This window comes from Cycloclasticus zancles 78-ME, assembly GCF_000442595.1.
Classification (GTDB): domain Bacteria; phylum Pseudomonadota; class Gammaproteobacteria; order Methylococcales; family Cycloclasticaceae; genus Cycloclasticus; species Cycloclasticus pugetii.
Genome location: NC_021917.1, coordinates 776,127 through 797,551, shown reverse-complemented (window position 1 = coordinate 797,551; position 21,425 = coordinate 776,127). Strand labels below are relative to the sequence as shown.

Here is a 21,425-nt window from a genome sequence, read left to right as displayed (position 1 = left end):
ATTAAAGTCGTCTATGCTGAATCGCCGGTAGACTTGTTCTGACCTTGTTTAGTTCTGATTTTTTGAATGTCGCTAGGGCAATACCATTGTCGATGTCTAAGCTCGATAGCACATCACCCCAAGGACCGACAATCATACTATGTCCGAAGGTTGAACGGCCATTATTATGCTGACCACCTTGGTTAGCCGCAATCATATAACACGAATTCTCAACGGCCCTAGCCCTACATAATAATGACCAATGTGCTTGACCTGTGAGTTCAGTAAAAGCCGACGGTGCGACCATAAACTCCGCCCCTTGGCGTAACAGTTCACGGTAAAGTTCGGGAAAGCGTAAATCATAACAAATAGACAACCCCATCTTACCAAACGGCGTATTAACTACCACTGGGCAATCACCTGCTAAAAAGGTCTCTGATTCACGATAACGCTTCTTGCCATCCGCTATGTCTACATCAAATAGGTGCATTTTATGATAATACGCCTGTCGCTCACCCTTAGCGTTATAGACCAAACACGTCGCATATACTTTATCTTGTACCGGCGAGCTTATCGGTAAAGAACCCGCAACTATCCAACACGCCGTCTTTTTTGAGAGTTCACTTAAAAAACTCTGGATTGCCCCCTCCCCTAACGTTTCAGCAATCGATAGAAGTTGCCCCGAGTGCTTGGCCATTAGTGCAAAGTTTTCCGGCAACACAACCAGTTTTGCTCCCTCAGACACCGCTTGGTTCACCCAATATTCAACGGCTGTTAAATTATCTGCAAGTTGGTCAGATGATGTCATTTGAACAGCCGCCACCGTTAACTCTTTTTTCATCATGGCATTACGGCTCATTAGCCTTCTGCCCTGAAAGAGGTAACTGGCCAAGTGTTGCATCAAAAACAGGCGTTAACACATTATCCATCATGCCAAATATTTTACCCCCAGGTTGACTAATTTGTTCTATCGTCGGGTCACGCCATGGCCCGGTAACACGATATTGATAGCCGGCCAATTTATTCACTGTTTTGCCAGCAATTTTTTGAGCGATAAATACCGCTGCGCCGACCAAAGGACCACCAGCGATAGCACCGGCTAAAGGTAAGCTTTCCGTTGTTTTTGGTGTCACCGTAATCAACTGATCTAATTGTTCGTTAACTAAACTAACATCCCCTTGAAAATCTAAGCGAGCCGACGGGCTTTCTAAATAAAAACGCTTTGTAGATGCCTCGCCTTTTAGCAAGTTAAAGCGCCCTTTTATTTTATCAAAACTCAAGCCTTTTTGTACCAAATCACTAAAGTCGAGCTGCAAGCGCCTTTGCAGTGTATTTAGACTCAACAAACCAAAAATCCGCCCAATGCCAGGCTCGACATCTAACAAACGCCCTTGACCTGATTTTATCTCTGCATACCCACTGAGCGTATCTTTTGAGAAATCTTGCGGCTCGCCTAACCAGTTCAAATCAAAATAAAACTCGACAGGCGCATCTTTCAGTTTCTTGGTGATGTGCATATCCGCTAACAAAGAACCTAATGACTGACTATTAAGCGTTCCTTTTAAACCCGTTATACTTTGCCCATCCAGAACTTCCCACGCGCCGCCCGCTTTAAAGTCATCACGATCTGATTTTAAAGATAATGTTTCAATCACGACTCCATTATCTTTTTGACGAAGCTGCAATGTCAGCGTTCCTAGTTTTGAGCGCCCAATAAAAAACTCTTTGCTACTCAAATCTAGATTTGGGATATCAGTAGGGCTCATTGGCGGTATTTTGCCGCTATATACCTGCCCCTCATTAGAGGGTAGTTTCAAGGTATCTAACTCTAGACTTATTGTGCTTCCATCAACAAATTTGTCCGGCACTTTATATCGACCTATAACAGTTGGGCTGTTGACCTCGCCCGACCAAGTTGAGTGCTGATGCGTGCCACTAACAAGCACATTATCAAAAATTCTATCTAGCCATTCTAGCGTTCGAATATTGAGGTTAAATTGGTTGATCATGGGCGGCTCTGATATACGACTTGTGTCAACACCAAGAGCTTGCTGCCACTGTGTAATATTTAACACCTCGATTTCCCCAGATAACTGAACTCCCTGCTTTACCGGTAGTTTCGACTCGTCTTTACCAAAATGAATATCTGCTTTTTCTAGGGCCAGTTTTTTATCCTGACTATTGGTTAATCGTATATAGGTTTTAAGGCTGTCTCCATACCAGGCTTTAATTGGTAATGAGGACTGACCCAGCTGCACTATCGCCTTAAAGGGCTTTACTTGATTTTTTTGCTTACCTACCGGCGCGGGTAAGTCCACCCCTACCCCTTTGAGAGAACTGCTTAATGTGATCGTCGATAACCTTCCAGTCGCTAACCCCTTATGCGGTAACTCAACCTTTACCTTGGCCAAACCAGCACCCTTAATATGCCTCCAAAAGTCTGACGGGTACTGTTTTGCAAGACGCGAAATAGTTAACGGGCCCTTACCTTCAATGACCGTACTATCTTTTTCCGTCTTGATCGCTAGACTAAGTTTTTCATCTAAGAAATGCCCAGTAATTGAGTCCCCACGTATGCCTTGGTCGTCATATTCAATTTCACCTTCAATAGCATTAATAACCAGCCCAACATCAGGAACCGTTAGGCGATTATCTTTTAATTGCGCTTTCGCTTTCACCTTTGTTTTAAGGTTTTTCCTAAGCGGTATATCAAGGTTTAAATCTAAAACCGAGGACCCAGACACAGTGCTGTAGTCTAATAAGCCACTCATCTGTTCATTAAGCGGTGACTGCTTAAAAAAGGTATATAAGCCTTGAATATCATTCTTAACCTTACCGCTTAGGTGTAAGTATTTATCTGTTTTAAAATCTGCGATATTAACAAGAACATGATCAATTTCATTACCCGCTATTAAGCCTTCATGCCCATCAATCTTCATCCCTTCATTTTTAAATTCAATATCCGCTGACACGCCTAACGCATCTGGCCACTTATCTGCATAATGTAAGCGGAGATTTTGTGCGCTAAATAGCACTTGAAAAACACCTTCATTTTGACGATATGGGAAACTTGATAATGGACCGCTAAGTAATAACCCACCTCCTTGAACCTCACCTTCTATAAAAGCTGCATCTAACCAATTAACAACCTGTTTGCCCATGATACCAACCGGTAAATAAAGCGCTGTATAGCGGCTATCCGCTGCACCAAAATTTGTTTGCAAGTCGATCGAAGGTTTTTCATCGCCATCAGGTAACGTAACGTTCACCCGTGTTTGTGTCGCAATATGCGGTGAATTCATCGTGATATGATCAGACTTTATTGACCAGCCATACGCGTCTTTATGCCACGTTAACTGACCATTTAGCTGATCAACCGTTATCGGTTCTCTAAACAGCGGCGTAAAGTGTATCGAGCCGTTATCCACATCAAGCTGTAACCAACCTTTATCTTGCGTTGCACAGCCTGTTCCAGAAAAATTATTAATACTTGGAAATGCTTCATACGCCTCGCTCGTCAAGCCTTGAAGCTCGCCGCAAGTAGCCCAGCTAAGCTGTGTGTCTCGGCGTTGAATAGAAACACTTGCATGATTTAATAAACCCGTTGGTTTAACCTCTTTAAGAATAGGTAAGACAGAATCGTCTGTCACATTAACAGACTGAAAAATACTGGTAATGGCCTTTAAATTAAGCCCATTTGCTGTTACATCAAAGGAATAATTATCCGCATTATCCGAGCGATATTGCACATTAAATTGGCTTTCCTTCTGCATGCTGTTCTGTGTTTTAAACACAACATCTTGGGCTTTTAATGTCCAACCATTCAAAATGGTTTCCCAAGCAAAATGACTACTAAAGTCAGACACATTGATTTCATTATCGCCCTGCCTAAGGCTGGCTCTTCGTACCAAGGCATTGCCTTTAACCTTTGACAATTTAGCGGCTTTCCACGTACTCCAAAGCTCAACATCACCTTCACCTTGGTCAATAGACAACGTTTCTACTTTTAACCGCGTCAGGTATTCAGCTATATCAATGCCTTCTGCCTTAAAGTAGCCTTTAGCATCCCAGTTTGTTGTTGATAAAACATCCCCTCTAACTTTAATAGCTAAAACAAAGGTTCCCCCTTTTTCTGTTGGCAATGCCGCAGTCACTTTGAGTGCATGTTCTGGCCCCTTGTTTTGAAAAATGATATTTGCCTTTTCAAGGGTAATGTCTGGCAAGTCTCGTAAATCGTCTTGCCATATGATCTGACTATCCATTACTTCATAACGTCTACCCTCTAATAACCAAGAAAAGTCACCTGATGAAGCATCCGTGTTTTTTGCAGTTGTCAAACCAACGAGAGAAAAACGCCCATCAGCAAGCCGCTGTATTTTAATATGACTATTAACGATGGTTATTTTATTTGGCTTGGTTTCCCCCGTCACCAAATCAAGTGGATTAAACGATAAGCGAATTTCACCCACCTTGAGTGCGTTTGTTTGTTTGTTCAGCCCATTTATTGTTATCCCTCTTAGGCTTAACTGTGGATTGAAACCAGACATTCTCGCCGACAAGCTGGTAATACCAACCTCAGCACCTATTTCTTCAGACAAATACACTTCTAAATCATGTTTGTACTCGGGCACCTCTGTTAAAAAAAATCGTGCCGTCATTAGCAATACCGCAAGCACACCAAGACTTACGGTAAAAAACCATAATAAGGAATGTCCAAATAAACGTACTTTACTCACTATTAATACTCTAGTTTTATACTAGCACCACATCATATTGTTCTTGGGTATATTCATTTTCTGCTCTAAAACGAATGCGTATACCAACAAAAGATTCTAAGTCTGCCAATGTTGTTGATTCTTCATCGAGCATCATGTCGACAACTTCATTTGACGCCAACACCAATAGCTCCTTTGCTTCGTATTGCCGAGCATCTCGTATAATTTCACGAAAAATCTCATAACACGTCGTTTCTGGTGTTCGCACCATCCCCGTGCCTGAACACGTAGCACAAGGTTCACACAACACTTGCTCCAAACTTTCCCGCGTCCGCTTACGTGTCATTTCGACCAAACCTAACTCGGAAACATTACTAATTGTATATTTTGCATGATCCTTAATCATTGCTTTTTCTAAGGCATTCAACACCGCCGCTTTATGCTCTTCGTTATGCATATCAATGAAATCGATGATGATAATGCCACCCAAGTTTCTCAGCCGTAACTGGTGTGCAGTAACTTGAGCCGCTTCCATATTAGTTTTAAAAATAGTTTGCTCTTGATTACCTCGTCCTAAATAACTGCCAGTATTAACATCAACCGTTGTCATTGCTTCTGTTTGGTCAAGTATCAAATGCCCACCTGACTTTAACGGCACTTTTCTTTCCAATGCTGCCTTTATGTCACTTTCAATGCTGTACATATCGAATAAGGGCCGATGGCCTTTATACAATTCTAATAAGTGTTCTACTTCCGGCATAAACTTGATTGAAAAATCCAGCATTCGATCAAAGTTACTCTTCGAATCTATAACAATTTTAGTGACTGATGTTTGATACCAATCCCGTAATATCCTCAAAGCCAAAGGTAAATCTTCATAAATAAGCCCAATAGGCACTTCTTTTACTTGAAGACTGATCACTTCCCAAAGTTTGTTAAGAAACAGCATATCAGCGCGAATACTCTCTTCACTAACCCCTTCTGACGCAGTTCTTGCGATATAACCACCTGAGTAACCTTGCTCTTTAAAAATCTCCATACACGCTAGCAACCGTTCTCGCTCGGCTTCGTCTTCTAATTGTTGGGACAGCGCTAATTTTTCAGAATAAGGCAAAAAAACTTGGTAACGAGATGGAATTGAAATACTCATCGTTAAACGCGGGCCTTTTGTACCAATGGGGGCTTTCAAAACTTGTACGACAACTTTTTGACCTTGCTGCAAAAAATGCTCGATGCCTTTGTCTTCCGAAGGAGTTTCCCCCGCCACCAACACGTCAGATGCATGTAAAAAACCAGCCCGGCCGATACCAATTTCCACAAAAGCCGCTTGAATACCTGGCATAACACGACATATTTCACCACGATATAAATTTCCAACAACATCTCGTTTACGCTGGCGCTCAATAATCAGTTCTTGCAAGACACCATTTTCAAGCACCGCCACCCGTGTCTCAGGCGGCGTGATATTTATCAGAATTTCATCGCTCATTTTTTCTAAACCATTGGTTATTTAGTATTGATGAATATAGTTAGGGTATTGACCACTTTACTATGAAAAGCCTTTTTTACTGCGTTGATTTTACGCTTATTACACCGCCGCATTTATCAATTTGCTGATAAAAACAGATAACCAACTTGCAAATAAAAAATGTAAAAACTAGTCCCACACAAACATTAATAGTTTTACCGGTATGGGACGGAAAAGTTGCCGATAAACCTGAGGCTGACTAAGGCTTTTGTGTTATGCCTAATAACGACCCTCTATAAGCGCCTGTCATGGAGCCATTCAACAATAGCATCACGTTTTGCCCCTATCATTCCAGTTGAAAAAATTAAACAGTTTTACCTTGGCTTACATCAAGTCCATGTTGTTTAAGTAACTGAGCTGTTTCATAGATAGGAAGCCCCATAACACCTGAAAAACTGCCATTCAGTTCGGTAATAAAAACAGCGCCTTTACCTTGTATTGCATAGGCGCCGGCTTTATCTTTTGGCTCCCCTGTTAACCAATACCATTCAAGCTGATGATCTGAGAGAGTTGAAAATGTCACCGTGCTTTCACTAACGACACACGCATTTTGTTGCCCCATAACGGCCACCGATGTTAACACTGTGTGTCGCTTACCTGACAGTTTCCTTAACATTGCCAAGGCATGTTCTTTGCTATCTGGTTTACCTAAAATCTCCCCCTCGATAACAACGGTCGTATCCGACCCTAGCACCAATACCTCTTGTTCCGGATGAAAAACCTTTGCTGCTTTGGCTTTCTCTATTGCCAAACGCTGAACATAATCATATGGCAACTCACCCTTTAACGGAGTTTCATCTATATCGACAGGTTTTACATTAAACTCAACACCCAACTGACGCAGCAATTCAGCCCGCCTTGGTGATGCCGATGCTAATATTAATCGCTTCATTCTCTATGGTAGGGATGGTTATTCATCAGGCTCCAGCCTCTATATAACTGTTCAGCAAGAACAACACGCACAAGAGGATGAGGAAACGTCAAGGCGGATAAGCACCATTGTTCATTGGCTCTTTTTAAGCACTCGGCAGAAAGACCGTCTGCACCACCGATAATAAAAATTATTGACGGTTGAACACCTTGCCAAGCCGATAACTTATTTGCAAGTTCTTCTGTTGACCACTGCTTTCCTTTCACCTCAAGGGCCACGACATAATCAACATCTTTAATCATGGATAAAATCTTTTTCCCCTCCAGCTCCACCACTTTCGACACATTACTTTGCTTAGTCCTTTTTGCAGGGGGAATTTCAATCATTTCAAGTGAGCATTCCCGAGGCATTCGCTTTGCGTACTCCTGATAGCCATGACTCACCCAGCTGGGCATTTTTTGCCCTACTGCTAAAATTTTCAGCTTCATATACGACCTATGATTTATGAAAAAGGCGGCTCAACTGAGCCGCCTTTATACTTTCTTTTGAGCCCTTATCGTAACAAGCTCCTTAAAATACGCTGTAAGCTAACGCAGTGCTACCTAACATTTAATGGTGTTAATGTTATTTCCACTCGCCTGTTTTGTGCTCGCCCTTCTTTTGTAGAGTTACTTGCAATTGGACTTTGCTCACCATAGCCCATTACATTAAACCGTTGGCCAACCACACCTTGTGAGCGTAGGTAGCTCGCTACACTTTGTGCGCGCTGTTCAGATAAACCTTGGTTATACGCTTCATCACCTACACTATCTGTATGGCCAATGACCGTAATGGTCGTATCTGAATATTCTTTAAGAATAATCGCCACTGAGTCCAGCACTTGATAGAAGCCTGCATTAATACTTGAGTTACCAGTTGTAAACGTAACATTGCCGGGCATATTCAATATAAGGTTGTTTCCAACACGGCTAACGCTTACCCCTGTTCCACTTAGACGTTGACGTAATTTCGCCTCTTGCACATCCATATAGTAACCAACACCACCGCCTGCTGCCGCACCCAAGACTGCACCTTTCAATGCCGTTTTTCGGTCCCCTTTCATTGCGCCTATTATAGCGCCTGTTACAGCACCCGCTCCTGCACCCATCGCCGCTTTACTGGTTTGTTGTTCTTGTGTATATGGGTTTACTGTCGTACAACCAGCTAATGTAAACATTAAACCAGCTGCAATGCCTGTTACTAAGGTTTTATTATTCATCCAAAATCTCCCTATTAATACGTATGGTTAAAAACCATTGATTCATAAAATCGAGCATTTAAAATCATTGCCATTTCTTTGTTTTGTTCCTTATCTTAACTCACTTAAATGAACAAACAATGAACTTAAATCAATCTTTAAGTATCTGTCTCGACCGTCCAAAGCTTTTCAAGTTGGTAGAACTCACGAATATTCGGCTGCATAACATGAACAATCGTATCACCCAGGTCTATTAGCACCCATTCACCCGCATCCATTCCTTCAATACCGAGGGGTATTAATCCGTGCTTTTTAGAAACCATCGATACTTCCATTGCAAGAGACTTTACATGTCTATTTGATGAGCCTGTCACAATCACTATATGATCAGCAAAAGAGCACTTACCGCTCACATCAATCACTTCAATGTGCTGACCTTTTTTATCATCCAGCGCTTCGGTGACTTTTGTTAATAACTGCTGAGCCATATTTTCTATACCTTATTTTCTAATTATTGAGTTATCTATAAAAACTGTTTTTGTTAATCACATCTAAACACTGACTCGTCAGCATTTCTTTTACAGTTTTTTTATCTTTAATGCGTTGTCTAATCTGTGTTGCCGAAATATCGAGAGGCTTCACTGACTGACAGTAAATTTTACCATGTGTTTGCTGCTTTAGTTGCGACTTATCCTTTGTTAAAAAAGGGGTAATATAACTTTTTACTGCTGCTTCAAACTGGTTATCAAACCCAGCACGATCGGTCACCACGATATGCGTCAATTTTATTAGCTCTTCCCAGCGATGCCACGACATCAAACCATTAAAAGCCTCCATGCCTAACACCAACACCAGCGAGTCATTTGGATACTTTCGACGAAAATCCGATAACGTATCTACCATATAACTCGGCCCACTTCGCTCCATTTCGCAACTATCCGCCACTAGCGAGGGGGACTCACTCACTGCCAACTTCAATAAAGAGAATCGTTGTTCCGCTGATAACACCGGCGCAATACGATGCGGTGGATTAGCTGATAAAACCATTCTCACCTCATCTAAGCCTATCTCTTTTTGCACTGCGCTTGCCGCTGTCAAATGCCCCAAATGAATGGGGTCAAACGTCCCGCCATATATTCCAATAAATTTGGCCATCACTCACAGCATCTCAAAACAAGCAAACAACAAGCCCATTAATGAAGCAAAACTACTGACGAATATGCCCATCACCTAACACAATATATTTTTGCGTCGTCAAACCAATCAGCCCAACAGGGCCACGCGCGTGCAGCTTGTTGGTGCTGATACCTATTTCACCACCCAAACCATACTCAAAGCCATCTGCAAACCGTGTCGAGGCATTGACCATCACAGAGCTCGAATCAACCTCACGTAAAAATTGCATTGCCTTAGAATAATCGGCCGTCACAATTGACTCGGTATGCCCAGACCCATGCTGATGAATATGATCCATAGCAGCTGTCATATCATCAACAACCCGAATTGACAAAATAGGGGCAAGGTACTCTTCGTCCCAATCAGCCTCAACAGCTTTCTCGCAACTGGGTATAATTTGACAAGTTTTTTCACAGCCACGTAACTCCACTCCCTTATCAGTGTAGAGTTTCGCTAATTCCGGCAAGATATCTTTTGCAATACCTTCGGCCAGCAATAAAGTTTCCATTGTATTACAGGTACCATAACGCTGTGTTTTTGCATTGAGCGCAATCGATTTCGCCATTTCTTTATCCGCCAAATCGTCAATATAGACATGACATACTCCATGCAAATGCTTAATCACTGGCACCCGTGCTTCTTTAGTGACCCGTTCAATCAGGCCCTTACCGCCTCGTGGGATAATAACATCCACAAAATCTTCCATACGTATTAACTCACCAACCGCATTACGGTCCGTTGTTTCAACAACTTGAACCACCTCGGTTGGTAAGCCTGCTTGATTTAAACCTTTGGTAATACAAGCTGCAATGGCTTGATTTGAGTGTTTTGCTTCCGAGCCGCCACGTAAAATACTTGCGTTACCTGACTTCAGGCATAACGCAGCCGCATCGGCAGTTACATTAGGACGTGACTCATAAATAATACCGATCACACCTAATGGGACACGCATTTGACCAACTTTTATTCCCGAAGGTCGTGAGTTAATTTGACTGATTTCTCCTGCAGGATCAGGTAAGGCGATTATCTGCCTTAAGCCTTCTGAGATGGCCTGTACACGTTCTTCATTCAACGCTAAACGATCTAATAAAGCAGCATCAAGGCCACTGTCCTGGCCAGCTTTTACATCTAGCGCATTGGCCTGTAAAATAGCACTTTGTTGATGTTCTATTTCATCAGCTATAAACGCCAGAGCTTGATTTTTAACGCCAGTATCTGCATTAGCAATAACACGGGCAGCACGTTTTGCCCGCTCACCCACGCTATACATATAGTCTTTTAGTTCACTCATTTTTTTCCTATAAAAATCATTATTTTTGACATTAATTATACTACGGTTGGTTATTGAAACGTTTCGGCTCACAAAACGCTAAACAAATTTGCTCAATCATCAGCCATTCATCCCCTGTCTCAACACCTTTTGTCACCCGTTCGGCCTTTGCGCAAGCCTGAATCATCGCTTGCCACTGACCAAGCCCTCCTCTAGATAGAGCCTTCATATAAGTGTTTTTTTTACTGTCCCAAATCCGGTGCTTTTTAAACGTTGCGTCACGTCGACCCATTGTTTTTTCTTCAAAGCTTAAGCTGGCAAGAATCCGTAATTCGCGCATTAAAGCCCATAAAACGACAGGTGCCGCCAGCTTTTCCCCTAACAAGCCTTTTAATATTTGAAGTGCTCTTGCCGCGTCACCCAACAGCAAGCTATCGGTCAGCTTGAAAACATCATACCGTGCATTATCTGCCACCGTATTTGAGATGTCTTCTATTGATAATTCTACTGGGCCAAATAATGTGTGAAGTTTTTCAATTTCTTGATCAGCAGCCAGCAAATTCCCCTCAACACTGTCTGCTAGCAATTTAACACCTTGGGCGCTTGCCTTTAAGCCTTTTCGCTTCAGACGATGGTCCAACCATCTCAACAATTTATCATCAACCAGAGGCCACACTTGCACCACTACCCCATGTTGATCTATCGATTTAAACCATTTTGACTTTTTTGCAGAACCATCTAACTTGCCAGCGACAATAATCAGTAGATTGTCGGCAGACAAATCATCTAGCATTTTTTCAATCGCTTGTGATCCTTCTCGCCCCGGTTTAGCCGTTGGTAAATTTAATTCAATTAGGTTCTTTTCGGCAAATAATGACTGGTTCAAACTAGCGGCATAAAGCTGGTTCCAGTCAAACTGCCCCTCAACATGCAACACCTGACGGTTCACAAACCCCGCGTTTCTGGCCTGCTGACGAATTAAGTCAACAGCCTCACCTTGCTGTAATGGCTCAGCACCGGACACTAAATACACCGGTGCTAGTTTCTTATTCAGCGAAGAGGATAATTGATTAACGTCTAACTGCATAGGCTCTGGCCCAACACAGGCCAGCTAATTGAGTTAATGAACCACCGCGTCTACTTTTACTGCTTGTATATGCCTTAAAATTTGTTGGGCCGCATCTCGTTTTAAATCACGCGCAATAACCGCTGACTCATTGGTTCGACCTATAATGTCATTTTCATCGTTGATGAAATCACGCACTAATAATAGCGCTTGGTCATCTAAAAGCACCTGACCATTCGCCATCACCAAACTATAAATGACGGAGTACTGCATTTCTGACTCACGAACTTTACCTCTTGAGTCCACACTCAAGGTTCTATTTTCTGACTCTTCTTTTTTAATCGTTAATATCGCATCGGCATCTGAACGCTGGCTTACCACTTCTGCGGAGTACCCAAGCAGCTCTTTCAAATCTCTTACTAAGTCAGTGTGCTGAGGGCCAGCCACATAAATTTTCTGAAGTTCAGCAGGTAGCTCGAAAGCTCCTCGTAATTTAAAACCGCACGCCGTTAATGAAACTGACAACAGGCAAAGTATTGTCATTAAACGCAGTATCACAAAAAAGTGTGTTCGAGTGTTCATCATATTTTAGTCCGCTAAATAACAATATTAACCAGTCTCTTCGGCACAATAATAACCTTTCGAACAGGTTTTCCGTCAATAAATTTATTAACATTGTCCTCTGATAACGCTAACTTTTCTATGCTTTCTTTAGATGCATCGGCCGCCACCATCAGCTTAGCTCTTAATTTGCCATTTACTTGCACCACCATTTGCACTTCGTCCAACACCAACGCCGTCTCATCAAATTCTGGCCACGTTACGTCGATCAGTGGATCCTGATGACCCAAGGCTTGCCACATCTGATCACAAACATGAGGAATAATCGGCGACAACATCAATACAATGCTTTCTAACGCTTCTTGTAGCAAGGCTCGAGAAGCATCCGTTTCGGCTTTAAATTTAGACACTGAGTTTAACAATTCCATATTAGCCGCAATGGCTGTATTGAACGTTAAACGGCGACCATAATCATCATTGACCTTATTTAAGGTTTCATGGACCTGTCGACGAAGCACCTTATCTTCACTGCTTAATTGATCAACTGTATATCCGCTGATTAAGCCGCCATCGACATGCTCTTTGACTTGACGCCATAAGCGACGAATAAATCGAAATGAGCCTTCGACTGCGCTGTCAGACCATTCTAATGATTGCTCTGGAGGCGCAGCAAACATAGTGAATAGGCGCACCGTATCGGCACCGTACTTTTCAATTAAACCTTGCGGATCAACCGTATTGCCTTTCGATTTTGACATTTTCGTGCCATCTTTAAGCACCATCCCTTGCGTTAACAAGTTCTTAAACGGCTCATCGCAAGACACCAAGCCAAGGTCACGCAATAATTTTGTATAAAACCGCGAATACAGGAGATGCAAAATAGCATGTTCAATACCACCGATATATTGATCAACCGGCAGCCAATAGTTAGCTCGTTCATCTAACATCGCTTGATCATTATCTGCACAACAATAACGTGCAAAATACCATGAAGACTCCATGAACGTATCAAACGTATCGGTTTCTCTTTTAGCTTGCTGACCACACGTTGGACAGCTTGTATTAATAAATTCTTCGTGCCTTGCTAAGGGCGACCCGACCCCTTCCAAGGACACATCCTTAGGCAAAATAACCGGTAACTGCTCATCGGGCACTGGCACAGTACCGCAGTCATCACAATAAATAACCGACACAGGTGTTCCCCAATAACGTTGACGTGAAATACCCCAATCACGCAAACGAAAGTTAACCGTTTTTTTGCCCTTACCCTTGGCACTTAATGATTCAGCAATTGCATCGAAGGCCTGCTGAAAATCTAAACCATCAAATTCCGCTGAATTAAGTAACGTTCCTTTGCCCGTATACGCTTGCTTTGTAAGATCAATCTCACCAGGGTTATCGGTAGCTATAACTTGCTTGATTGCTAAGCCATACTTGTTCGCAAACTCGAAATCACGCTGATCATGAGCAGGCACTGACATCACTGCTCCGGTTCCATAATGCATTAATACAAAATTTGCGATCCAAATAGGTACCGTCTCACCCGTTAATGGATGAATCGCCTTAAGCCCCGAATCAATGCCCTTTTTCTCCATTGTCTCCATCGCAGCTTCCGATGTTTCCATGGTTTTACATTGATCTAAAAATTCAGCAATATCGGTATTATTTTCTGCCGCTTGGAGAGCCAGAGGGTGCTCTGCCGCAACCGCAACATAGGTAACACCCATTAAAGTATCTGGTCGTGTCGTATAAACAGGTAAGGTACTATCACTGCCTTCAATATCAAACGACAGTTCAACACCTTCTGAACGACCAATCCAGTTTTGCTGCATAGTGCGAACCTGCTCAGGCCAGCCTTCCAACTCTTTCAACGAGCTCAATAATTCGTCAGCATAGTTTGTAATTCGCATAAACCATTGTGAAATTTCGCGTTTTTCAACCTCGTTATCACAACGCCAACAGCAACCATCAATCACCTGTTCATTTGCTAACACCGTATTACAATCTGGACACCAGTTAAGCGGTGCTGTTTTTTTATACACCAAGTCTTTTTCAAGTAAGCGCGTAAAGAACCACTGTTCCCAACGATAGTAATCATCATTACAAGTGGCTACTTCACGCTTCCAATCATAACCAAAACCCAATTGTTTAAGTTGGGTGCGCATATAATCAATATTATCTGAGGTCCAGCCACCAGGGTGCACTCCATGTTTCATCGCTGCATTTTCCGCCGGTAACCCAAAGGCATCCCAACCCATCGGTTGCATCACATTTTTACCTTTCATCCGCTGGTAACGGCTAACTACATCACCAATGGTGTAATTACGAACATGTCCCATATGTAACCGCCCACTCGGATACGGAAACATAGACAAACAATAGTATTTTTCCTTTGTTGTGTCCTCGGTTACTTCAAAAGCCCCCGTTAATTGCCATTTTTCTTGAACACTCTTTTCAATAAGAGAAGGTTGATATTCTTCTTGCATTTTTTTACCGTCGGACACACTATTTAATAAGGTGGGTAGAATACCTTAGCTACCTATAAATCTAAAGTTGAATTAAATAGAAGGTTACATCTTCTGTTTGTATAAACTTTAAGCCCAATGGGTCTGAAGTTGAATTGAGAAGACTAGACCTTCATACAGGGAGATCTTATGAACAACTCAATACAAGATAAGTTACTTCAAGCCTACGATAAGATGATGCAACGCCTCCATGACACCGTTGAACGGGCTGAAAAAATTGCTATTCCAACTCTTAGTGAAAACCTAAAACATGCACAAGAAAAAGCCGTTGAACTAGGCGAACTGACAAAAGAGGAAGCAAGTAAAGTTGCCGACTATTTAAAAAGGGACTTAGAAGACGCCTCAGCCTATCTACAAACCACAAAAAAGGAGTTCTCTGACTGGCTATCTTTTGAGTCAAATTTGATAGAGGGTAAAATCGGTGACTGGACCCATTCGGTCGTCGATAAAGCAAAATTAGAGTGGGAGAACTTAAACTTAGATACCATAAAGGGAACGCTTTACCATTCAGGAGAGCTTACAGGCCCTGGCACTCTTGAGTGCACCCAATGTAAACAGACACTGAACTTTAAAAAAACCGGACATATTCCCCCATGTCCAACCTGCCATAAAACTGAATTTAAACGTCGCAAAAAGAAGGTGGTTAAAAAATGAACCGTGTTATTTTTAATAAAAAAGGTGGTGTTGGCAAATCTACTATTACCTGCAATTTAGCCGCAATTAGTGCGTCGAAAGGTAAAAAAACCTTGGTCATCGACCTTGATACACAAGGCAACTCAACTCACTATTTACTCGGCCAGCAATCAAATACGCTTGAATCCACATTGGCAGATTTTTATACCAACACCCTTAACGTAAGCCTATTTCCAAAAGATTTCAGCGATTTTATCTATGAAACTGGTATGCCAAATTTATATGTCATGCCATCACACCCAGGCATGGACAATCTACACGCAAAGCTTGAATCTCGTTACAAAATATATAAATTGAAAGAAGCGTTAGACACCATGGGAGAGTTTGATAATATTTTTATCGACACGCCACCAGCGCTCAACTTCTACACCCGTTCGGCACTAATCGCCGCAAATAGCTGCATCATTCCCTTCGATTGCGATGTTTTTTCAAAACAAGCCTTGTATTCCTTACTCGATACTGTCGCCGAAGTTAAAGCTGACCATAACCCAAACTTGGAGATTGAGGGTATTGTTGTCAACCAGTTCCAAAAACGCGCAAAACTACCGACCCAGCTACTAGAAGAACTTATTGACGACAATTTAAAGCTTTTCAAAAGCATGATCTCCCCTTCTGTAAAAATACGAGAATCCCATAGCGCAAGCCAATCCATGATCCAATATGCGCCAAACCATAAAATCACCGAGGAGTTTAAAAGCCTTTATCAGGAATTAAAGAAAAAATAATTGGATTCTCCCCTAACGTTAGGTTTACACTCTACGGCGGTTATAAATTACCTACATTTAACACTTTTTAAAATCAACACAGCAAACGTAAGGTCACAATGAAAAAACTATTTGGCTTATTTGGTGGGGCAAAAAAAACCCCTTTAAAGGCAACTATTCAGCCATCTGGCAAATCATTTGAAGTTCCAAAAAACAACACTTTGTTACAGACTGCGCTCAATGAAGGGGTTAATTTTCCGTTTCACTGCACGGTGGGCACCTGTGGAAATTGTCGCTGCAAATTACTCGATGGTGAAGTTAAAGCCATCATGGATTTTTCATACACCTTATCAGAACCAGAACTTGATGAAGGCTACATTCTTGCCTGCCAAAGCTTATTGAAGACCGATGTTATCATTGAGCTTGAAGCCGACGCTAACCAACCCAAACACTCAGTAAAAACCTATAAGGGAACCATTACTGACACCCACATGCATACACATGACATTATGGAAGTGACGGTGGAATTAGACCAAGCAATTTCATTCACCGCAGGGCAATTTGCCGATATAGGACTTGAGGGGTTTTCTCGCCACCGCAGTTACTCTTTCGCCAATGCGCCGGCTGCTAATGGCCAAAAAACGCTAAGTTTTCATGTTAGAAATGTGCCCGGTGGCGACTACACCCAATGGCTGTTTGAAAAAGACCGAAAAGGCGAAGCCTTTGAACTGCACGGCCCTAGCGGTGCGTTTTGGTTAAGAACTTCAGATGCGCCAATTCTCGCCATCGCAGGTGGTAGCGGCATGGCACCACTAAAATCTATTTTAGAAGATGCCTTAAAAAATAACATTAATAGACCCGTTACCTATTTATTTGGTGCCCGTGCTCAACGCGATCTCTATTGTCTTGATGATATGAAAAAACTAACAGAAAAGTGGTCCAACTCTTTTAAATTTGTACCCGTGCTGTCCGAGGAGCCTGAAGATTCAGACTGGACTGGAAAACGTGGTCTGGTCACCGACTTTATTGACGATGAAACTATCGGTTTTTCCGTGTCTGATAGTCACGCCTACCTATGTGGCCCGCCAGGAATGATTGATGCAACACTGGTAAAGCTTGAAGAGGCTAATATCAGTTTAGATAATATTCATTACGACAAATTTTTGGACTCTAGGCAGTTAGAGAGCTGATTTTCGAACTACCCTAGAGTTAAATCTGTTTCGCCTTCAGCAAACCAGCATAAGAGCGTCATGTTCATCTGGCCGCCTTTAGTCTGTTAAGCACTGTAGGCGGGGCGATTTTTTATACGGTCCCTTTTTAAAAAACTCACCAGTACCATCACCACAACAAAACCTAAAAAGCCCCACCAACCACCTTGGACAAAAGGGGTAGCGCCCTTTAACGGCGTTATCTCCCCAGTTAATGCAGTGCGTCTAAACATCGGCGCTTGTTTAATAACTTGCCCCGCAGGGTCAATAATTGCCGTAATACCCGTATTGGTAGACCTTAATAAAAAGCGCCCACTTTCCAACGAACGCATCCGAGCCATCTGAAAATGTTGGTACGGTGCAATCGTGTCGCCAAACCAGGTATCGTTACTCACGTTCACTAAATACGCTGCCTCAGGAAGCCCATCAATGGATGTTTGCTGAAAAGCATCTTCGTAACAAATAGACGATGCAAACGGAAAACCCGCCCCTTGTAAAAGCGTTTGCTGATCACCTCCGGCTGAAAAATCGGACATGGGTATTTTTAGAAAATTTAAAATAATGGTCGATAGAGGCTTCAATGGCATATATTCACCCAGAGGCACTAAATGACGCTTAAGGTAAAAATCATTCGAATATCGAACACTGTATAAGCCATTATAATAATCGCTGCCATTAGTAGACATGACGGGTAGCCCTAGAACAATATCTATATCACGTTCATCTACCTCCCTTTTTAGTTGTGGTATCAACGTGTTTTCCACCCGATGCAAAAAAGCAGGCACAGATGTTTCAGGCCAAACAATTAAATCAACACCATGCTGTTGCCTTGTCATTTGCAGATAAATGTCGATGTTTTTTTGCTTAAATGACGGCAGCCATTTTATTTCTTGTGGGATATTACCTTGCAATAAGGCTACTTTAATCGGCGCTCCTGCAGGCTCCGTCCATTCGATGTTTTTAAGCATAAATCCACTGAGCCAAACGGACACAATTAAAGTACTAGCAAACATCATCTGCCTTTTTCCTAACTTATGAAGGCAGTATGAAATCGCCCCAACCATTACGACTAACAACCAAGAAACCCCCAACACCCCAACGATAGGGGCCCAAGCAGACAGCCAAGTATCGACTTGGCTAAAACCCAGTGACAACCATGGAAACCCAGTAAACAAGACGCCTCGTAACGCTTCTAACCCAACCCATAAACTGGGCAACGCCAATAAATACCGAACCGCAAGGCGCCGGTAAAAAAATCGGTTCATCAAATATGCAAATAACGCCATATAAAGCGCAAGAATGGCCACCATTCCTAACATGATAATGATGGCTAACCACAATGGAGCATTTGCAAAGTGGTGAATACTAAAGTAAACCCAATAGACACCATGAGCAAAATACCCCCAACCAAAGGCATAGCCCATTAACGCTGCTGTTGATGGCCTTAATTGGCGTAAGGTCAATAGAAATAAAACGGGAGACAGCACCGCCATAAGCGGAAGGTCGTAAGGTGAAAACGCTAGTGGGAGTAAGGCACCAGAAAAAATTGCAGCAATAACACGCATGCCCTGCTTAGGATTCATCAGCATTATTCGCCCTGCATTTTCCTGACTTTATTCTTCCTCAACCGCATCTAGAATGGTCATACGAAGTAAATGAACACGACGATTATCAGCCCTTAACACCTCAAATAAAAAGCCATCAATTTGTGTTTTTTCACCATGTTCAGGCACATGACCGAAGCTTTTAACCACCATACCACCCACTGTATCAACATCGTCTGGATAATCGGTTTCAAAACGTTCATTAAAATCGGCAATTTCGGTTAAGGCTTTAATGTTGTATTCATATTCGCTACGCTGAAGAATAAACGCTTCTTCTTCAAAATCATGCTCATCTTCAATCTCACCAACAATTTGCTCAAGCACATCTTCAATCGTGATAAGACCCGCAACTGAACCATACTCGTCAATCACAATCGCCATGTGATTTCTATTCGCACGAAACTCATGCAACATCACATTTAAACGCTTACTTTCAGGCACAAAAATCGCGGGGCGCATGACATCCTTTACGTCAAACTTTTCATCCTTATTAGTAACAACATAGTTCAATAAATCTTTCGCCAACAAAATACCAGCCACTTGTGAGGTTTCTTCATCTTGAACAGGAAAACGAGAGTGTGCTGACTCCGTCACGCGAGGAAAGATATCTTTCAATTCTGCTTCTCGAGGAATAAAAACTATCTGCGAACGAGGAATCATAATATCTCGCACCTGTAACTCTGAGACTTGCAAAACACCTTCAATCATCGCTAAGGCATCCTGCCCTAATAAATCTCTTTTCTCCGCATCACGCATTAACTGCACTAGGTCTTCACGATCTTTTGGCTCGCCCATTAGCGCCTGCCCTAATCGTTCTATCCAAGATCGATTTTCAAGTGTGTCATTTTTTGTCTGGTTCATATTATTGCTCAACCCTCATAAGGGTTCTTAATCCCGATACTATTCAAAAGTTTTATTTCTAACAATTCCATGACCTGAGCATCATCGTCATTAATGTGATCATAACCTTGAAGGTGTAAACAACCATGGATCACCATATGCGCCCAGTGTGCAGCCGCTTGCTTCCCCTGCTCTTCCGCCTCACGCAACACCACAGGTACACAAATAACTAAGTCGCCTAGGGTTTCTTCCGATAAGGCACCGTCAGGCAAACCACTTGGGCTTTCGAACGGAAAGCTTAAAACATTCGTTGGCCCTTTCTTTTGACGATAGGCTTCATTTAAAGCAGCTGACTCATCTTCGTCTACCAATCTTATAACGACTTCAGCATCTTTTTGCTGTTGGAGTCCAAGTTTAACCCAATCAATCAACGATTGTTGCTCAGGCAATTCGCTACAGTCACTGGCTATTTGTAATTCAACACTCATGATTTAGCGTGCTTTTCATAGGCCGACACAATTTTTTGTACGATCGGATGCCTCACCACATCTGTATTTTTAAACTGCGTAAAACTAATGCTGTCTATGCCCTTTAAAATCTTCATGACCAATTTCAAACCCGATTCGGTATGCCCTGGTAGGTCTATCTGAGTAATATCACCCGTCACCACCACTGTAGACCCATAACCAATTCGTGTTAAAAACATTTTAATTTGTTCTGGCGTTGTATTTTGCGCCTCATCTAAAATAATAAATGCTTCGCTCAATGTTCGGCCTCGCATAAAAGCCAATGGCGCAATCTCTATTACATTTCGTTCAATAAGTTTTTCGACTCGCTCGACACCTAACATCTCATATAAAGCATCGTACAAAGGTCTTAAATATGGATTAATTTTTTCACTTAAATCGCCCGGTAAAAAACCCAGTCGTTCACCCGCCTCTACCGCTGGGCGAGCTAGAATAATTCGTGATACTTTCTCTGCTTCTAAGGCTTCTACTGCACAGGCTACAGCCAAATATGTTTTACCCGTCCCTGCCGGCCCAATGCCAAAAACAATATCATTTTTTGGAATACTTTTAACGTAAGACTGTTGGTTACCACCACGTGGCTTAATTACTTTTTTTCTAGTATGGATAACGGCGGTGTCATCTAGATCCACCGGTTGCTCTACAGACATCTTTGTTTCCTGCATTAATAAATGTACCTTTTCAGGTGTTAATTGATCGCTTTCGGTACTTTTATACAGCGCTTTTAACGCCGTAATCGCTACTCCAACCCCAATCTCCAAACCGGTCACGCTAAAATGATGCCCTCGATGTTTTACATCAACATCTAAACGCCGTTCTAACTGTGTGATATGCTCATTAAATTGGCCGCACAAACTGGCCAAACGTTTATTGTTGGCTGGCGTTAAGATCACATCAGTGGTTTTAAGTTTGCTACTCAAT

Annotated in this window: 19 protein-coding genes; 3 read left to right on the top strand and 16 right to left on the bottom strand. The window is 42.3% G+C overall.

The annotated features are described in order from the left end of the window. Nucleotide 1: 1 nt before the first annotated feature. The 12 genes from CYCME_RS03965 to leuS form a co-directional block, all read right to left on the bottom strand. Entirely contained in the window at nucleotides 2-838 is an 837-nt protein-coding gene (locus CYCME_RS03965; protein WP_016389948.1) for a carbon-nitrogen hydrolase family protein, read from the bottom strand. Continuing rightward, the gene (locus tag CYCME_RS03960) at nucleotides 828-4,715 is read right to left on the bottom strand and encodes a YhdP family protein (protein ID WP_020932195.1); all 3,888 of its coding nucleotides are present in this window, start codon (nucleotides 4,713-4,715) and stop codon (nucleotides 828-830) included. The genes CYCME_RS03965 and CYCME_RS03960 overlap by 11 nt, the downstream gene beginning before the upstream one ends. Before the next feature lie 16 nt (nucleotides 4,716-4,731). Further along, nucleotides 4,732-6,183, bottom strand: a complete 1,452-nt coding sequence (gene rng / locus CYCME_RS03955) for a ribonuclease G (protein WP_015006458.1) — start codon at nucleotides 6,181-6,183, stop codon at nucleotides 4,732-4,734. A 343-nt stretch (nucleotides 6,184-6,526) separates the two neighbouring features. Then, nucleotides 6,527-7,114 carry a Maf family protein gene (locus CYCME_RS03950; protein WP_015006459.1) on the bottom strand — a complete coding sequence of 196 codons (588 nt, stop codon included), beginning with the start codon at nucleotides 7,112-7,114 and terminating at the stop codon, nucleotides 6,527-6,529. After that, on the bottom strand, nucleotides 7,111-7,581 hold the full coding sequence (gene rlmH / locus CYCME_RS03945) for a 23S rRNA (pseudouridine(1915)-N(3))-methyltransferase RlmH (RefSeq protein WP_020162505.1): 471 nt from the start codon (nucleotides 7,579-7,581) through the stop codon (nucleotides 7,111-7,113). Before rlmH ends, CYCME_RS03950 begins: the two co-directional genes overlap by 4 nt. A 110-nt stretch (nucleotides 7,582-7,691) precedes the next feature. Continuing rightward, nucleotides 7,692-8,351, bottom strand: coding sequence for an OmpA family protein (locus CYCME_RS03940; protein WP_015006462.1), 660 nt, complete (start codon nucleotides 8,349-8,351; stop codon nucleotides 7,692-7,694). Nucleotides 8,352-8,488: 137 nt separating this feature from the next. Beyond that, complete coding sequence (gene rsfS, locus CYCME_RS03935; protein ID WP_020932194.1) at nucleotides 8,489-8,818, bottom strand: ribosome silencing factor; 330 nt, start codon at nucleotides 8,816-8,818, stop codon at nucleotides 8,489-8,491. 31 nt (nucleotides 8,819-8,849) lie between these two features. After that, nucleotides 8,850-9,485 carry a nicotinate-nucleotide adenylyltransferase gene (gene nadD, locus CYCME_RS03930; protein WP_020932193.1) on the bottom strand — a complete coding sequence of 212 codons (636 nt, stop codon included), beginning with the start codon at nucleotides 9,483-9,485 and terminating at the stop codon, nucleotides 8,850-8,852. 52 nt (nucleotides 9,486-9,537) lie between these two features. Then, nucleotides 9,538-10,797, bottom strand: coding sequence for a glutamate-5-semialdehyde dehydrogenase (locus tag CYCME_RS03925; protein ID WP_015006465.1), 1,260 nt, complete (start codon nucleotides 10,795-10,797; stop codon nucleotides 9,538-9,540). 40 nt (nucleotides 10,798-10,837) lie between these two features. After that, entirely contained in the window at nucleotides 10,838-11,863 is a 1,026-nt protein-coding gene (gene holA, locus CYCME_RS03920; protein WP_020162509.1) for a DNA polymerase III subunit delta, read from the bottom strand. Nucleotides 11,864-11,896: 33 nt separating this feature from the next. Continuing rightward, a complete protein-coding gene (gene lptE / locus CYCME_RS03915; protein WP_015006467.1) occupies nucleotides 11,897-12,427 on the bottom strand; it encodes an LPS assembly lipoprotein LptE in 531 nt (176 codons plus the stop codon). An 11-nt stretch (nucleotides 12,428-12,438) separates the two neighbouring features. After that, nucleotides 12,439-14,889 (bottom strand): leucine--tRNA ligase, encoded by a 2,451-nt coding sequence (gene leuS / locus CYCME_RS03910; RefSeq protein ID WP_020932191.1) that lies wholly within the window; start codon nucleotides 14,887-14,889, stop codon nucleotides 12,439-12,441. A gap of 168 nt (nucleotides 14,890-15,057) precedes the next feature. Between leuS and CYCME_RS03905 the strand changes: the two genes are divergently transcribed. From CYCME_RS03905 to CYCME_RS03895, 3 genes are all read left to right on the top strand, one after another. Next, nucleotides 15,058-15,582, top strand: a complete 525-nt coding sequence (locus CYCME_RS03905; RefSeq protein WP_015006469.1) for a zinc ribbon-containing protein — start codon at nucleotides 15,058-15,060, stop codon at nucleotides 15,580-15,582. Next, nucleotides 15,579-16,346: a ParA family protein gene (locus CYCME_RS03900; RefSeq protein WP_020932190.1), complete on the top strand. Its 768-nt coding sequence runs from the start codon at nucleotides 15,579-15,581 to the stop codon at nucleotides 16,344-16,346. The genes CYCME_RS03905 and CYCME_RS03900 overlap by 4 nt, the downstream gene beginning before the upstream one ends. A gap of 98 nt (nucleotides 16,347-16,444) precedes the next feature. Continuing rightward, nucleotides 16,445-17,515, top strand: coding sequence for an NADH:ubiquinone reductase (Na(+)-transporting) subunit F (locus tag CYCME_RS03895; RefSeq protein WP_015006471.1), 1,071 nt, complete (start codon nucleotides 16,445-16,447; stop codon nucleotides 17,513-17,515). Between the two features lie 86 nt (nucleotides 17,516-17,601). On the opposite strand, the gene lnt is transcribed toward CYCME_RS03895, so the two are convergent. The 4 genes from lnt to CYCME_RS03875 are packed head-to-tail and all read right to left on the bottom strand — an operon-like array spanning nucleotide 17,602 to nucleotide 21,424. Next, the gene (lnt, locus tag CYCME_RS03890; RefSeq protein WP_020932189.1) at nucleotides 17,602-19,116 is read right to left on the bottom strand and encodes an apolipoprotein N-acyltransferase; all 1,515 of its coding nucleotides are present in this window, start codon (nucleotides 19,114-19,116) and stop codon (nucleotides 17,602-17,604) included. Nucleotides 19,117-19,146: 30 nt separating this feature from the next. Continuing rightward, nucleotides 19,147-19,998, bottom strand: coding sequence for an HlyC/CorC family transporter (locus CYCME_RS03885; RefSeq protein ID WP_015006473.1), 852 nt, complete (start codon nucleotides 19,996-19,998; stop codon nucleotides 19,147-19,149). Nucleotides 19,999-20,006: 8 nt separating this feature from the next. Beyond that, nucleotides 20,007-20,465 carry an rRNA maturation RNase YbeY gene (gene ybeY, locus CYCME_RS03880; protein ID WP_020932188.1) on the bottom strand — a complete coding sequence of 153 codons (459 nt, stop codon included), beginning with the start codon at nucleotides 20,463-20,465 and terminating at the stop codon, nucleotides 20,007-20,009. Continuing rightward, complete coding sequence (locus CYCME_RS03875; RefSeq protein ID WP_015006475.1) at nucleotides 20,462-21,424, bottom strand: PhoH family protein; 963 nt, start codon at nucleotides 21,422-21,424, stop codon at nucleotides 20,462-20,464. The genes ybeY and CYCME_RS03875 overlap by 4 nt, the downstream gene beginning before the upstream one ends. Between the last annotated feature and the right edge of the window lies 1 nt (nucleotide 21,425).